Annotated in this window: 14 protein-coding genes; 8 read left to right on the top strand and 6 right to left on the bottom strand. The window is 39.2% G+C overall.

Features of this window, described 5'->3' with window-relative positions; genetic code table 11:
• Nucleotides 1-12: 12 nt before the first annotated feature.
• The 5 genes from mreC to MP622_RS10860 all read left to right on the top strand — a co-directional run bounded on the left by mreC (nt 13) and on the right by MP622_RS10860 (nt 3,710).
• Nucleotides 13-870, top strand: a complete 858-nt coding sequence (gene mreC / locus MP622_RS10880; protein ID WP_016165347.1) for a rod shape-determining protein MreC — start codon at nt 13-15, stop codon at nt 868-870.
• Nucleotides 857-1,348, top strand: a complete 492-nt coding sequence (mreD, locus tag MP622_RS10875; RefSeq protein ID WP_016165346.1) for a rod shape-determining protein MreD — start codon at nt 857-859, stop codon at nt 1,346-1,348. Before mreC ends, mreD begins: the two co-directional genes overlap by 14 nt.
• Complete coding sequence (locus tag MP622_RS10870; protein ID WP_044739283.1) at nt 1,336-1,902, top strand: Maf family nucleotide pyrophosphatase; 567 nt, start codon at nt 1,336-1,338, stop codon at nt 1,900-1,902. Before mreD ends, MP622_RS10870 begins: the two co-directional genes overlap by 13 nt.
• A gap of 39 nt (nt 1,903-1,941) precedes the next feature.
• Nucleotides 1,942-3,396 (top strand): ribonuclease G, encoded by a 1,455-nt coding sequence (gene rng / locus MP622_RS10865; protein WP_044739284.1) that lies wholly within the window; start codon nt 1,942-1,944, stop codon nt 3,394-3,396.
• 140 nt (nt 3,397-3,536) lie between these two features.
• Nucleotides 3,537-3,710: a PA1571 family protein gene (locus MP622_RS10860; protein ID WP_016165343.1), complete on the top strand. Its 174-nt coding sequence runs from the start codon at nt 3,537-3,539 to the stop codon at nt 3,708-3,710.
• A gap of 59 nt (nt 3,711-3,769) precedes the next feature.
• Here the strand turns inward: MP622_RS10860 and MP622_RS10855 are convergent, their stop codons facing one another.
• Both MP622_RS10855 and MP622_RS10850 read right to left on the bottom strand, forming a co-directional pair.
• Nucleotides 3,770-5,149 (bottom strand): wax ester/triacylglycerol synthase family O-acyltransferase, encoded by a 1,380-nt coding sequence (locus MP622_RS10855; protein ID WP_044739285.1) that lies wholly within the window; start codon nt 5,147-5,149, stop codon nt 3,770-3,772.
• 173 nt (nt 5,150-5,322) lie between these two features.
• The gene (locus MP622_RS10850) at nt 5,323-6,057 is read right to left on the bottom strand and encodes a phosphoadenylyl-sulfate reductase (protein ID WP_016165341.1); all 735 of its coding nucleotides are present in this window, start codon (nt 6,055-6,057) and stop codon (nt 5,323-5,325) included.
• Nucleotides 6,058-6,258: 201 nt separating this feature from the next.
• Between MP622_RS10850 and thrH the strand changes: the two genes are divergently transcribed.
• A complete protein-coding gene (gene thrH, locus MP622_RS10845; protein ID WP_243790944.1) occupies nt 6,259-6,876 on the top strand; it encodes a bifunctional phosphoserine phosphatase/homoserine phosphotransferase ThrH in 618 nt (205 codons plus the stop codon).
• 59 nt (nt 6,877-6,935) lie between these two features.
• On the opposite strand, the gene MP622_RS10840 is transcribed toward thrH, so the two are convergent.
• From MP622_RS10840 to MP622_RS10825, 4 genes are all read right to left on the bottom strand, one after another.
• Nucleotides 6,936-8,117 carry an outer membrane protein transport protein gene (locus MP622_RS10840; RefSeq protein WP_151505016.1) on the bottom strand — a complete coding sequence of 394 codons (1,182 nt, stop codon included), beginning with the start codon at nt 8,115-8,117 and terminating at the stop codon, nt 6,936-6,938.
• A gap of 336 nt (nt 8,118-8,453) precedes the next feature.
• A complete protein-coding gene (locus MP622_RS10835; RefSeq protein ID WP_151505015.1) occupies nt 8,454-9,737 on the bottom strand; it encodes an outer membrane protein transport protein in 1,284 nt (427 codons plus the stop codon).
• Between the two features lie 450 nt (nt 9,738-10,187).
• A complete protein-coding gene (locus MP622_RS10830; protein WP_151505014.1) occupies nt 10,188-10,913 on the bottom strand; it encodes a folate-binding Fe/S cluster repair protein in 726 nt (241 codons plus the stop codon).
• A 241-nt stretch (nt 10,914-11,154) separates the two neighbouring features.
• Nucleotides 11,155-11,562 (bottom strand): DUF962 domain-containing protein, encoded by a 408-nt coding sequence (locus MP622_RS10825; protein ID WP_243790942.1) that lies wholly within the window; start codon nt 11,560-11,562, stop codon nt 11,155-11,157.
• Nucleotides 11,563-11,629: 67 nt separating this feature from the next.
• On the opposite strand from MP622_RS10825, the gene MP622_RS10820 reads away from it, so the two are divergent.
• A complete protein-coding gene (locus tag MP622_RS10820; protein ID WP_243790940.1) occupies nt 11,630-12,454 on the top strand; it encodes an AraC family transcriptional regulator in 825 nt (274 codons plus the stop codon).
• 91 nt (nt 12,455-12,545) lie between these two features.
• Nucleotides 12,546-13,433 carry a DMT family transporter gene (locus tag MP622_RS10815; protein WP_044739290.1) on the top strand — a complete coding sequence of 296 codons (888 nt, stop codon included), beginning with the start codon at nt 12,546-12,548 and terminating at the stop codon, nt 13,431-13,433.
• The last annotated feature ends 275 nt before the right edge of the window (nt 13,434-13,708 follow it).

Here is a 13,708-nt window from a genome sequence, read left to right as displayed (position 1 = left end):
AAGGATTTGGCTGTGCAAACAAATTTGTTTTCTAGGCAGCCCCCATCATTTCGCTCCTTTATCATTGCGGTTGTAACATGTTTGGTGGTGCTATTTTTTAACTGGCGCTTACCACATGTGATACAGCCAGCAAGAGATGTCTTGTATGCGGCATATAATCCCATTTATGCCTTAGCGAGCTATCCTGTATTGTCTAGCGAATGGTTGACACAGCAGACCAAGTCTGAGGCACAATTGCGTCGTGAAAACACGGCCATGCAGGCGGAGTTGTTACAAGCCCAAGTACGTTTGCAAAAACTATCAGAGCTTTCTGCTGAAAATACACGTTTACGTGGTTTGCTTGATACACCTTTAATTATTGATGGTCGTATGGAAATTGCTGAAGTCATTGGGACGGATGCGGATCCATTACGTCATATTATTGTGATTAACCGAGGTTCAACCAACAATTTGAAAGTTGGACAGACGGTATTAGACGATAAAGGCATCATGGGACAAATCATCAATGTGTATCCACACAGTAGTCGAGTCATGTTGCTTTCTGACAAAGATCATTCTTTATCGGTACGTTTAGAGTACACGGGGATGCGTGCTATCGTTTCGGGTACAGGTGATTTAGGACATCTGAAAATGGAATACGTTCCAACCAGTGCCAATATTAAGGTGGGTGAAAAAGTGTATAGCTCAGGTTTGGGGGCGCATTTTCCAGCAGGATATTTGGTCGGTACAGTGTCTAAAGTGAGTCGACATACAACGGGTGAGTTTGCACAAATTGATGTGGTTCCTGCGGCACAGTTAGCCAGTGGTCATCATGTTGTGGTGCTGTTTTCCGACTCATTAGCGATGGAGCAACCACATGCCAATCGCTAAGTTACGTCAAGAAAAACGTCAAGATCCATTATTCCCAATCATTTTTTCAGTAATCATTGCCTCTGTGCTAATGGTTTATCCATTGGCCTATGCTGTTTCTGGCTGGCGTCCATTGTTTATGATGATGGTGATGCTGTTTTGGGTGCTATGTCAGCCTACGTGGTGTGGTGTCTGGTTTGCCTTTGGTACAGGTATTTTTGTCGATTTACTCATGGATGCCCCACTAGGATTAAATGCATTATGTTTTGTAGTGATCAGTTTTGTTGCGCGGTTTTTGATTCGTGAACGCCGTGTACTGACTTTTGCCAATCTGTGGGTCATTGCAGCACTGGCCATTTTAGCTTACCTGTTTATGATGTGGGTGGCACAAATTATGGGGGGCATTCAGTTCTCTTTTGCCCGACATTGGCAACCATTACTCACCAGTGTTCTGGTGTGGCCATTGGTTTATTTTGTGCTGAAAAAATGGCGCGTTTAGTCCTTGCCTCTAGTTCTCCGAGACGTCGTGAGCTGCTTCAGCAGCTCGGCCTAGACTTTTCAATTTATAGCCCTGAGATTGATGAAAATGTGCTTGAGGGTGAAATTGCAGCAGATTATGTTCAACGTTTAGCGTGTGAAAAAGCAGCAGCAGTACAACAACATTTTCCAGATGCCGTTATTATTGCCGCAGACACCAGTTTAAGTGTCGATGGTGAAATTTTAGGGAAACCCGAATCTAAAGCACATGCCTTTGAAATGTGGGCAAAAATATCGGGCAGAAAACATGATGTATTTTCTGGGGTATGTGTACGCACATCAGCACAAATTTCAAGTATAGTGGTGCGTACCCAAGTCGAATTTCAAGTGCTGAGCCTAAAAGACATGGAAGCGTATTGGGCAACAGGGGAACCCGAAGGGAAAGCGGGAGCTTATGCCATACAAGGGCTGGCTTCGCGTTATATTCCCCGTATTGAAGGCAGTTATACCAATGTAGTTGGTTTGCCGTTACATGAGACAGTCGAGTTATTCAAAGCCATTAAGGTTTTAAATTAATGGTGAAACAAAAATTTTTATAATGTTTTGAGTCTTATTATGTCTGACGAGTTACTGATTAATGTCACACCGATGGAGTGTCGTGTGGCGTTAATTCAAAATGGTACAGTCAACGAGTTATATGTTGAACGTACTGTAAAACGGGGTTTGGTAGGAAATATTTATAAAGGCAAAGTCGTTCGCGTTTTGCCAGGGATGCAGGCCGCTTTTGTCGATATTGGTCTGTCCCGCACTGCTTTTTTACACATCAATGATATGGTTTGGCCACGTAATCAGCCGATTCCCAATGTTTTTGAATTATTACAGCCTGGGCAAATTCTGACAGTTCAGGTCATGAAAGATATGTTGGGAACCAAAGGTGCGCGTTTAAGTACGGATCTTTCTATTCCTTCGCGTTATTTGGTACTCATGCCTTTTGGCAATCATATTGGTGTATCCCAAAGAATTGAATCAGAAGAAGAACGCGAGCGTTTACGTTCTATTATTGAGAAAATTCAGGCCCAACACGAATTACCAGGTTCAGTCATTGTACGTACTGCTGCCGAAGGGATTGATGAAGCTTCAATTGCGCAGGATATGGCGTATTTAGCAAAGCTGTGGGAATACATCCAACGTAAACAAAAAATTATTGCGGTACCTTCTCTTATTTTTGAAGAATTACCCTTACCACAACGTATTATTCGTGATTTAGCGAATGAAAATACTGTAAAAATTTCCGTTGACTCACGTGAAATTCATGCCAAATTGCAGGAGTTTGTGGCTGAGTTTGTGCCAAATATGCAGAATCGTCTGATCCATTATCCTGGTGAACGTCCGATTTTTGACTTATATAATGTTGAAGAAGACATTCAGAAAGCATTGCAAACTCGTGTTGCCTTAAAGTCGGGTGGTTATTTAATGATTGACCAAACCGAGGCTATGACCACAATTGATGTCAATACCGGCTCTTATGTGGGCGGCAGAACACTAGAAGATACTGTGTTTAAAACCAATATGGAGGCAACGCAGGTCATCGCACGCCAGTTACGCTTACGTAACTTGGGCGGTATTATCATTATTGACTTTATTGACATGCAGGAGGCTCAACATCGTGAAGAAGTGATGAATCAGTTCGAGCGTATGTTGGAGCGAGACCATGCCAAGACTAAAATTACTCAGGTTTCGGAGTTAGGTCTGGTCGAAATGACGCGTAAGCGTACTCGAGAGTCGCTAGAACACTTGTTATGTGAATCTTGTCCGACTTGTCAGGGACGTGGTTATGTTAAAACAGCAGAGACGGTATGTTACGAAATCTTTCGAGAAATCTTACGATATACCCGAGCTTTTGAATCTCAGAGTGGCTTTACTGTTGTCGCACATCCTTCTGTAATTGATCGTTTGTTAACCGCAGAAGCACCAGCTGTGGCGGATTTAGAGCATTTTATTAATCGTGTGATTAAATTTCAGGTGGAAAATTTATATACGCAAGAGCAATACGATATCATTCTAAGCTGAAATTGTAACAGGATGTCGTTAAACACTTGTTACAACTGAAATTTTACTTTCGAGCTAGTTTTTTCAATACTACTCATACCAAGTAGCCAAACTAAATTTTCATTTTTGGGGAATTTGGTCTTAGCAAGAAGAGGTGTGAAATGGGCATGAGTGAAAAAATTATCAAACAAGGTATCAAGCACGTACTAGATAATAAAAACGTACATACGGGTTATATCGTAGACGAACAAGGCAAAGAAACTCAAATTACAACGGCCATGGTTCGTTCGGTCTGTCATCAGCTACTGAAACAGTGTCGCAGTATTAAAGCTTAAGGGGCTCTTGTGAAGCCCCTTAATTTATTCTACTTAATTTTTGTCATTAGTTTCTGCGGTTAACTCACCGCCTTCAACTTTGGGCTTTTAACCCCAACAATACTTTCAAATCGTTGAATTTCTTCTTCCAAGTGCGTTAATAAGTTTTGCATCTTCGGTAATGCGACACGACACGCCGTGAGTCCAACCTCAAGCTTATCTAAATAGCTGGTCATGGTAATATTGAGTGCTTGACCATCTAGAACAATTGATGCTGGATAAAGTGCATCGAGTTTCGCGCCATTCCAATATAAAGGTTCACGTGGACCAGGCACATTAGAAATAACCAAATTGAATGCCTGACGTTTCGGCATTAAACCAGAGGCAATATTCAAGCCTGCTGCACCATAAACAAATGCACTGTAGTTCATGATCTGGTTAGAGTTCATGCGTTTAAAACGTTCTTTTGCATTCAGAACACTACGACGAATAATCTGCAAACGTTCTAAAGGATCTTCTTTATGCGTACCTAAATTCGCCAAAATCATGGTAATTCGATTTGATACTTCTGAATCATCATCACGAATGGAAGCAGGAACCATGGCAACCAAAGGTTTCTTTGGTAGAGCATTTTGACTCAGTAAATATTCACGTAATGCACCAGAGCAAATCGCCAACACCACATCATTAATCGTGACGTTTAAAGCTGATGCAATATGACGTAGACGATCAAACTCAAAAGATTGGGCAGCAAAGCGACGTGATGAGCTAACACGTTGATTTAAAATGCTGCTTGGCGCTTGGAAGCTAGAGACATAGTCTGGATTACGCCCCATATCTTTCATGACTGTTTGGGAAAGTTCACGCATCACGATAGGCGTTGCTTCTACTTGTTGTTTCAACCCCGTAATGATTTTTTTCATACGGCTGACTTTTGCTTCTTTTAAACGTTTGGCACGAGGACCTTCGACACACCATGGTGGCACAATGCTTTTAGCGTGTGGGTCATGCGAAAGTGATTTTTCGACCAGACGCATGCCCGCAATACCATCCACCATAGCATGATGAATTTTAAAATACATGGCAAAACGATTGCCTTCGATCCCTTCAATAATGTAACACGTCCATAAAGGCTTGGCTCGATCAATCAGTGCACTATGCTCTTGAGAGATATAAGTCAGTAATTCTCGAATACGTCCGGGATGAGGTAAGGCAATATGACGAAAATGATGATCAAGATCGAATTCTTCATCTTCATCCCATAATAGGCCATTCAATTTATTGTTAAATGGTGGAACAGGAATGGATTTCGAGCTGCGAATATCTGCAACCAAATCTTGTAGAAAAGTTTCAGGTGCATGTTCAGGAATTTGAAAAAGAAATAATCCCCCAACGTGCATAGGTTGCTGCCGTTTTTCTAATGTTAAAAAGATAAAATCAATAGGGTGTAATGGGCGCATAGTGTCGATTGCCTCACTGCAATTTCTATGGTGACTCCTTTCTGAGTCACATTGTTAGAATTATAAAACTTGATTTGAGTATAGCGCCTTTTACCTAGAAAAGTTACGGCTTTATGTGTCCATCAATCTGAAAAAAAGCCACTGAATAGTTCAGTGGCTTTGGCTTGACAAAATTATTTTGCTAAATTGCCAGCATGTAATCCGCATTCTTTGTGTGTGGCTTCTTCCCACCACCAACGGCCTTCACGCTCATGCTGATTAGGTAATACAGGTCGCGTACACGGTTCACAGCCAATTGAAATAAAACCACGCTCATGTAGCGGATTATATGGAACTTCCATCATACGGATATAGCTCCATACTTCTGCACTAGACCAGTTCGCTAAAGGATTGTATTTAATTAACTGTTTGCCAGGGCCAGAAAAACCAACATCAGATTGAATGACTGGAATTTCAGTGCGTGTCCCTGGGCTTTGGTCTTTACGCTGACCTGTAATCCAACCATCCAAAGTCGCCAGTTTTTTGCGTAAAGGTTGTACCTTACGAATACCACAGCATTCTTTATGGTCATCTTGATAAAAACTGAATAACCCTTTTTCATTGACGAGCGCTTGAACTGCTTCAGATTCTGGGAAACAGATTTCGATCTTAATATTGTAATGTTTCCGCACCGTTTCAATAAATTGATAGGTTTCTGGGTGCAAACGGCCCGTGTCTAAACTAAAAACACGGAATGGTTTACCCAGATTGGCTGCCATATCAATCAGTACAACATCTTCAGCGCCAGAAAAAGAAATGGCAATTTCACCTTCTTGATTCAGTGCGAGTTCTAAAATTTCACTTGGAGATTTATCTGCATATTCAGATGCAAGCGCATCAATATGATCGATAGTAGGGATAGTAGTCATTAGAGTTCCTGGCTATAGGCTTGGAGACTTCAAAACCTATATTAAAAGATTTTGAAAATATTCTAATTGAATTGAATATTTCTACTTAGCATTAAAAAATAAATGCTTATGAAAAAAATAGATTTAAAAAACAGCAATTACTGAATCATAAGTTGATGCTATTATAGTCCAAATTTTTTTCATAGACAGTTGGGAGCATTCATGGAAGTTGTATGTCTTGATTTAGAGGGTGTGTTAGTTCCAGAAATTTGGATTAACTTTGCGAAAAAAACTGGAATTAAAGCGCTAGAAGCGACAACACGTGATATTCCTGATTACGATGTGTTAATGACACAACGTTTAGATCTTTTAAAGCAACATAATTTAGGCTTGGATGATATTCAAGAAGTCATTGCGGAAATGGGACCATTTCCAGGTGCAAAAGAATTTGTAGAATGGGTGAGTACGCATTTCCAGCTTATTATTCTTTCAGACACTTTCTATGAGTTTGCACATCCGTTGATGAAACAATTGGGTTGGCCAACTATTTTCTGTCATAAATTAGAAACAGACGAGCAGGGGATGATTTCTGATTATAAATTACGTCAACCTGACCAGAAGCGTCAGGCAGTTAAAGCACTTCATGGTTTGAACTTCCGTGTGATTGCGGCAGGTGATTCATATAATGACACCACAATGCTAGGCGAAGCAGATCATGGTTTCTTGTTTGATGCGCCAGAAAATGTGATTGCTGAGTTTCCACAATTCCCAGCAATCAACGGTTATGATGCGTTAAAAGAAGCCATTCGTAAGGCATCTGTACGTAATATTCCTGCTTAATTCTATAAAATTAAACAAAAAAAGACGGACTTAAAGTCCGTCTTTTTTTATTGCAAAGATTAGAATTTGTAGCCAAATTTCAATCCGTAAGCAATTGCTTCATTATCAGAGAAATCACCAACAACATTACCGCCAGTTTGTGCTTTGGCATCACCTAACCAGAAGTACTTAACACCAGCTTGAACAAAATAATTTTCTGCTGGGCTATATTGACCACCCAAGCCTGCGCTCCAATAGCCTTCAACTGGGCCTAAAGTTGTTACAGGGTTGCCTGCACCTGAATCCCAACCTGCTGAAACTGAGCCAGACCATTTTTTGTTGAATTTATGACCTAGACCGATAGTTGCTGAAATTTGATCATCAGAATAATCAATCAGATTTTGCGCTTTTCCTTTTGCGATCTTAGATGCAGTTGCTAAAGCTACTGGACTTACTGCAAATTGATCCCAATGCACCCAACGTACATTTGCAAAAGCTAAAGTATCTTTTGCAATGCCAGTTTGAAAGTCTAAATTCACAGACTGTGGTGTGACGACTTCAGTTTGGCTGGTGACAGAACGTAAGTCCACACCACTTGGTAAAGTTGGTAAGTAATTTGGCGGAATATAGATATTTGATGTTTCAGTAGTATTTAATTCATGTTTAATTTCAGATCGGTAGGTTACCGCTGCTTTTAGTGCAATCTCTGGAATTTGATACGCTGCACCCGCTAACCAACCATAAGCATCATCTTCTTTTAGATTGATGTCATAACCAGAAAGTAAAGAGTAAGCTGCACCACGTAAAGAGACATCACCTTTTACCGTTTGATAAACAGGACCTGCATAAAAATTCCAGTTTTCAGTTGGTTGGTAGCCCACAATAAGAGAGAGGTTGTTGGTACGAACTTTCACGCTAGTACCTTCTACACCATCACCAAAAGTGCCTGCTTCAGCAGAATATTGAGAGTCAGCCCCATAAGGTTGATCGTAAATCAAACCAAAAGAAAAATGTTCGGTTGCCTGAACTTTAAGTGCAGCCGATGGGAAATAATAGTCATCCGCCATGTCTGTTACAGCAGCCCCACTATTACTTTTACCACTTACATTCGGATCTAAAATACTGATTGAAGCTTCAGCATAATTTCCTGATTGCAAAAAAGGCAGGATAGATTGACCAGAACGATCAAGGCCTGCTGCAAATGTAGAAGTAGTAGGAATAAGACAAAGTAAAATTGCTTTTTTAAGAGCTGTAAGCTTCATGGATATTTTCCCTGATATCTCTTTGTAACTAAAAGTTAAGGGAAGGTAACACAAATTAAAAAAGAGTAAATGCACTATGCCGTTTATTAATTGAACTAACTCATACACAAAAAGTGCTTGAATAGAGTAAAAATACTAATGGTACGTCTGTATATTAATGATTTATAAATAAAAAAATAGAGTAATTAGTTTAATTGTAGAGTCATTTAAGTGAAAAATTAAATGTTTAATTTAAAAACACTTGGCTAATTTTAGTTGATATTCTGATTTAAGGAATGATACTTTTTGCCAAAAAAAAGACCATCCAAAAGGATGGTCTTTTGAGGCATGTATGAATTAGAAGCGGTAGCCGATTTTTAAACCATATGCAAGTGCATCATTGTCAGAAAAGTCTGCTACATAATTTGATGTACCAAATTGTGCGCCAGTTTGTGCTTTAGCATCACCTAACCAGAAGTATTTCACACCGCCAGCAATAAATGTTGCAGGAGTAGGGCTGTATTGAACACCTAGGCCAAGGTTCCAATAACCTTCTGTTGGGCCTAGTGTTGTTACAGGATTACCAGCACCAGAATCCCAACCTACAGATACATTACCTGCCCATTGTTCATTCAGTTTACGACCTACACCGACATTCGCAGACCATTGATCATCACTGTAAGCCACTAAGTCAAATCCATTTGGATAGCCTGGAGTTTTTCCTGCTGCCACACCAAATGCATAAGGGCGGATTGCGAAGTCTTTCCAATTTACCCAACGCACATTCGCAAAAGCTACAGTATTTGCCATAACTCCAGTTTGGAAATCAAGGTTAACAGATTGCGGTGTAGTAACATCTGTATCACCTGTAGCACTTACGCCCGCTAATGCAGGATTGTTCATAATAGCTGAAAGAGTTCCTGTACCAACAGAAGATTCTTCTATTCCGACACTATGTTCAACTTCAGAACGGTAGGTAACAGATGCTTTCAAGGCAATTTCAGGAATTTGGTAGGCAAAACCAGCTAACCATCCTGTCGCACTGTCTTCACTAATATCAGCATTATATCCTCCGAATCCTGCAGCTCCGCCATATGCTAAACCACGAAGTTTTACATGCCCTTTAATTGTTTGGTAAACACCACCACCATAAATATTAAAGTTTTCATTCGGTTGGAAGCCCACGATCATAGCAATGTTTTGGGTTTTAACTTCAACATTAGTTGACTCTTTGCCATTATGAAATAAGCCCACACCTCCTAAGGCAGCAGAGCCAGTATCTGATAGAGAATAAGTTGCATCAGCTCCAAATGGTTGGTCGTAAATTAAACCAAAAGAAAAATGATCAGTTACTTGTAATTTTAGTGCGGCATTTGGGAAATAATAATCATCTCCCATGTCTCCTAGACTTGTATTTTGTAATCCAACAACATTGGCTGATACTGCTGGGCTTGGTGTGTATCCAGAACGAACCTTTCCTGAAACGTTTGGATCAAGTGCAGAAAGGCCTGCTTCAAAATAGTTGCCTGGTTGTAAGAAGGCAGAAATTGATTGTCCTGAACGGTCAAGTGCTGCAGCAAATGCTCCAGCGGTTGGTAATGCTGCGAGAATCATTGCGGTAGTTAGAGCTTTTAATTTCATTCTTTCATCTTCCCTTGAGGTACACGATTTTTATGCATGTTGAATCATGCTTTTGTTAATTCTGGAATTTTTGGTAAGTCCGACCAAAATCATATTGTTACTCCATGTGACAAAAATAACACAATTAAAATAAGAGTAAATGCTCTAGTAGAACTGATTAGTTCAAAAAAACGGCTAAATAGAGTAAAAATTCTATATTTTTTAAATGGTTTTATTTTAAATGGCTGAAATATATAAATTTAATTTAGGGATTGTTTGATTTTTGAATAAATGTAATCGAATAAAAAATAACCAAAAATAGGGATTGTGTAATCATATTGGTTGGAATTACTTGAGAACGGCTCAGAACTTAAAATATTTATAAATATTTATTTTTTATATTATTTTTATGAGTTTTAAAAAGATCGTATATGTGATTCATATACGATCTAGAAATATATTTAAACGTAATTATTGAACTGGTCTTGCAACATCACCATTCAATTTTTCAGGCAGGTCTAAAATTTGTGCGTCTAACTCAGTAATTGCAGTTGGTTTTGCAACGACTAGTGCTTTATAGCCCTCAGGTGTCGAGATGCTATTGACTACTTCCACATCTTTGTTAAGTTGACTCGCAGGGGTTGGTGCTTCACCGTGTCCTTGAATCAAATGTAACCAATGTTTTGGTTTTGCTTTAAACCACAGGCGCGCCACAATTTCTTGACCAAGGTAGCATCCTTTATCGTAGTGAACACCTTCACGTTGATGTAAGCGTAATTCTTGGGGTTGGAATATATGTTCAGAAGCTTGGCAAATCCAAGCTTGTCCAGTTTGAATCGCTTGTAATTGCCAAGTTTGAATATCCGTTTCTGAGGTTGAAAACTCCGTATGAATATCTACAACTGTTGGAAATACGATGCCGACAGGTTCGAGTTTCATTTTCGAGAACGCGCCAAATTTTCGAATATGTTTGGCAAACTCTTCACTTTGATCGAGTGTAGTCACAATTTCGAAACTTTCATTATTTATTTTTTTCAGCCATAAGCCAAAATGAATTCGACCTTTAAGATCACAAATTGCGGTATAGCGAGTTTGGTTTTCAATTAGACGTTCTACGTGAACGGTGACTTGACCTTGTAGAAATTTTTGCGCGTCTACGCCATTAAGGGTGAAAGCCGTAAATGCAAGAGTACTCATGAAATGCTCACTTCGACAATTTATAGAAGAATTAATTCATTTGATTTTCCACTATTTTGCTTGAAATTGCACATCTGCTTTAAAGGAAAAAATCAAAAGCAAGAAATTGAAAATTTCTTGCTATTTTGTGAATAAGGGGGAGCAATGATTGGATAATCGCGCAGAGTTGCTAGTTTTAAAGATAATGTGAGAGTTGATCTGACTTATTAGACCCTTAAATAAGTCAGATCAAATTTAGTTTTTACCAGTCGACTTTGCCAACTAAAATGTCTTTATACATTTTAAAGTCACAAATTAGGCTAAAAAATGGCTGTTTAAATGTCGCTGGTTTATTGTGTTCAAAAAAGAAGTGACCGACCCAAGCAAAACCATAGCCAACCACAGGTAATGCCCATAGTAATTTGGGATTTTTTTTCATGGCTGCGGTTGCAGTAATGCCAATTACGCAAGTTGTACCTACAAAATGTAAACGTCGGCAAATCGGCTCTGCATGTTGTGAAAGATAAAATGGATAGAACTCTTTAAGCGTTTTAATACGACCATCACTTCCAACAATTTGAATCTCTTGTTTATCCGTTAGTGCAGGGACAGTATTTTTAATCAGTTCCTGAGTATTGTTTTTAATCATTTCTTGGGTATTCTGTAACATGTAACTACTCCTTTAGTGTTTACTGGAGTCATTTTCAACAAAAAACGACATCGGGTCTTGAACGATTATGCTATTTCAGCAGAAGGAATCTGGCTCAGTAGCGAAACCAGAAAAAAGCTGGTTATATGCGTGGGATGGCGTTGTTCTATATGTCACACAAGAACACTTAAATAAATCACATGCGCATTTCCCTGCATTATTGCAAATTGGTTTAGGGGCGCAATTTGCAGTGACCTTAGATCATCAGCCTCGCAGTTATCATGACATTGTTTGTATGGCGCCGAATGTCAGTCATAGCACAGATTCTGAAAACCAACCTTTTCTTGCAGTTTTAATTGATCCAGATCATGAACTTTACGGCTATGTACATGCGCTATTACAGGGGAGGTCGATGTGCTCATTGCCTGCAAGTTGTTTGCAGCCACTTAGGTGCGAGTTGGTAAAATTGATAGCTGGGACTTTAAATATTGCACAAGTAAAGCAATTATTGTTGCGTATTTTAAAAGTTTTATCTGCCCAAGAGCCTGTTCATTTACCGTGGGATGTCCGTATTTTAAAAGCTTGTGAATATATCAAGCAGCAAGTTCCACATAACATACCAACGGTCGCAAATGTTGCGACTCAGGTTGGTTTGTCTGAGTCACGTTTGATGCATTTATTTAGTGCTCAATTGGGTGGTTCCATGCGGCAATACATATTATGGTTAAAAGTGCGCTATGCCCTTCAATTATGGATTGAAGGGCATAGTTTAATTGATGTTGCTTTCGAAGCAGGCTTTTCTGATCAGGCGCATTACACGCGAACCTTACGTCGTATGGTCGATTTTGCCCCATCCATCCTGAAAGCCAATACAGTTTTTATTAGTGATACTTTCGCATTGCCCCAGAGGTAACATACATCAGTTGAGTAAATGGAAACTAAAGCTCGAAAAGTGAATTTGAAGCGAGTAAATTAACCACCGAGTTAAAGATGAAGTTAAAGCTATGGCAATTGCTTGGGTATTATTCACAATTATGGCTGCATTTATGCAGGCGTGGCGTAATGCTTTTCAAAAGCAACTCAGTAGCACAGTTGATGTGTATGGAACTACCTTAGCGCGTTTTCTCTTTTCTCCAATCTTTGCCTTAAGTTACCTTGCAATTTTATATCACCAACAACCTACCACAGCGGTTGTGAGTTTTTCGACACATTTTTGGCTATATATTGTGATTGCAGGTGTGAGTCAGATCTATGCAACTGCATTAATGGTGAAATTATTTCAACAAAAAAATTATGCGATTGGGATTGGTTTGGCAAAAAGCGAAGCCATTTTGGCAGCTTTAATTGGCGTGATGTTTTTACAAGAACACTTAACGGTTTGGGGATGGTTTGGTGTATTGATTGGAGCAATCGCCGTATTCTTTCTGAGTAAAGGGAGTAATCAGACCAAACTCTCTTTCAAAACTTTAGTGATTGGATTAGGTAGTGGATTGTGTTTTGCGATTACCTCTTTATTGGTTCGTGAAGCCAGTTTAGAACTTGCAATGCTGCCATTTTTGCACCGTGCGGCGTGGGTGTTATGTATTTTAATTAGCTTTCAATGTGTAATTTTATTGTTGTACCTTGGTTTATTTAGCAGAAAAACCTTGTACCACATGGGGCAGCGCGTCGGACTGACTTTTAAAGTTAGTTTATGTAGTTTCTTGGCATCTTTAGGTTGGTTTAGTGCCATGAGTATGCAGACCGTGGCTTTAGTGAAAACCTTAGGGCAAATTGAAATTCTATTTAGCTTATTGATTTCTGCATATTTCTTTAAAGAAAAATTAGCTCGTTCCGATCATTTGGGACTTTTTTTAGTCATTTTGGCAGCCATTATGGTGATTTGGGCATAATTTTAGATTTATTGGAGTTGGTTTGGTAAAAAAACGCAAAATATACATAAAAGTGAAATTAAAAGTTGATTGAAATTTATTAAATGGAAATTAATTCTCTATATTTCTATTATTGTGGAAAATATATTTAAAAAAAATAAAAAAAACTAGATTTTAGGAAAACAATCCCAGTTGAATCTGCCTACACTATATCTCAAGGGTGTGATGGGGATCGGAAAGAGTAGATTGCTACCAGTTGCGTACAACGTGAGTGTAGTACTTACCCAAAAGGTCTC

Source organism: Acinetobacter sp. PK01, from assembly GCF_022819285.1.
Lineage (GTDB): Bacteria > Pseudomonadota > Gammaproteobacteria > Pseudomonadales > Moraxellaceae > Acinetobacter > Acinetobacter tandoii.
Note: the sequence above shows the minus strand (reverse complement) of the source record. Positions and strands in the feature narration are given on the sequence as shown.

Coding starts and splice junctions, on each gene's coding strand:
- MP622_RS10870 (WP_044739283.1), top strand. CDS start 1,336: ATGGCGCGTTTAGTCCTTGCCTCTAGTTCTCCGAGACGTCGTGAGCTG.
- mreD (WP_016165346.1), top strand. CDS start 857: ATGCCAATCGCTAAGTTACGTCAAGAAAAACGTCAAGATCCATTATTC.
- MP622_RS10820 (WP_243790940.1), top strand. CDS start 11,630: ATGCTATTTCAGCAGAAGGAATCTGGCTCAGTAGCGAAACCAGAAAAA.
- MP622_RS10855 (WP_044739285.1), bottom strand. CDS start 5,149: ATGCGCCCATTACACCCTATTGATTTTATCTTTTTAACATTAGAAAAA.
- MP622_RS10825 (WP_243790942.1), bottom strand. CDS start 11,562: ATGTTACAGAATACCCAAGAAATGATTAAAAACAATACTCAGGAACTG.
- rng (WP_044739284.1), top strand. CDS start 1,942: ATGTCTGACGAGTTACTGATTAATGTCACACCGATGGAGTGTCGTGTG.
- MP622_RS10830 (WP_151505014.1), bottom strand. CDS start 10,913: ATGAGTACTCTTGCATTTACGGCTTTCACCCTTAATGGCGTAGACGCG.
- MP622_RS10860 (WP_016165343.1), top strand. CDS start 3,537: ATGGGCATGAGTGAAAAAATTATCAAACAAGGTATCAAGCACGTACTA.
- MP622_RS10850 (WP_016165341.1), bottom strand. CDS start 6,057: ATGACTACTATCCCTACTATCGATCATATTGATGCGCTTGCATCTGAA.
- MP622_RS10815 (WP_044739290.1), top strand. CDS start 12,546: ATGGCAATTGCTTGGGTATTATTCACAATTATGGCTGCATTTATGCAG.
- thrH (WP_243790944.1), top strand. CDS start 6,259: ATGGAAGTTGTATGTCTTGATTTAGAGGGTGTGTTAGTTCCAGAAATT.
- MP622_RS10835 (WP_151505015.1), bottom strand. CDS start 9,737: ATGAAATTAAAAGCTCTAACTACCGCAATGATTCTCGCAGCATTACCA.
- MP622_RS10840 (WP_151505016.1), bottom strand. CDS start 8,117: ATGAAGCTTACAGCTCTTAAAAAAGCAATTTTACTTTGTCTTATTCCT.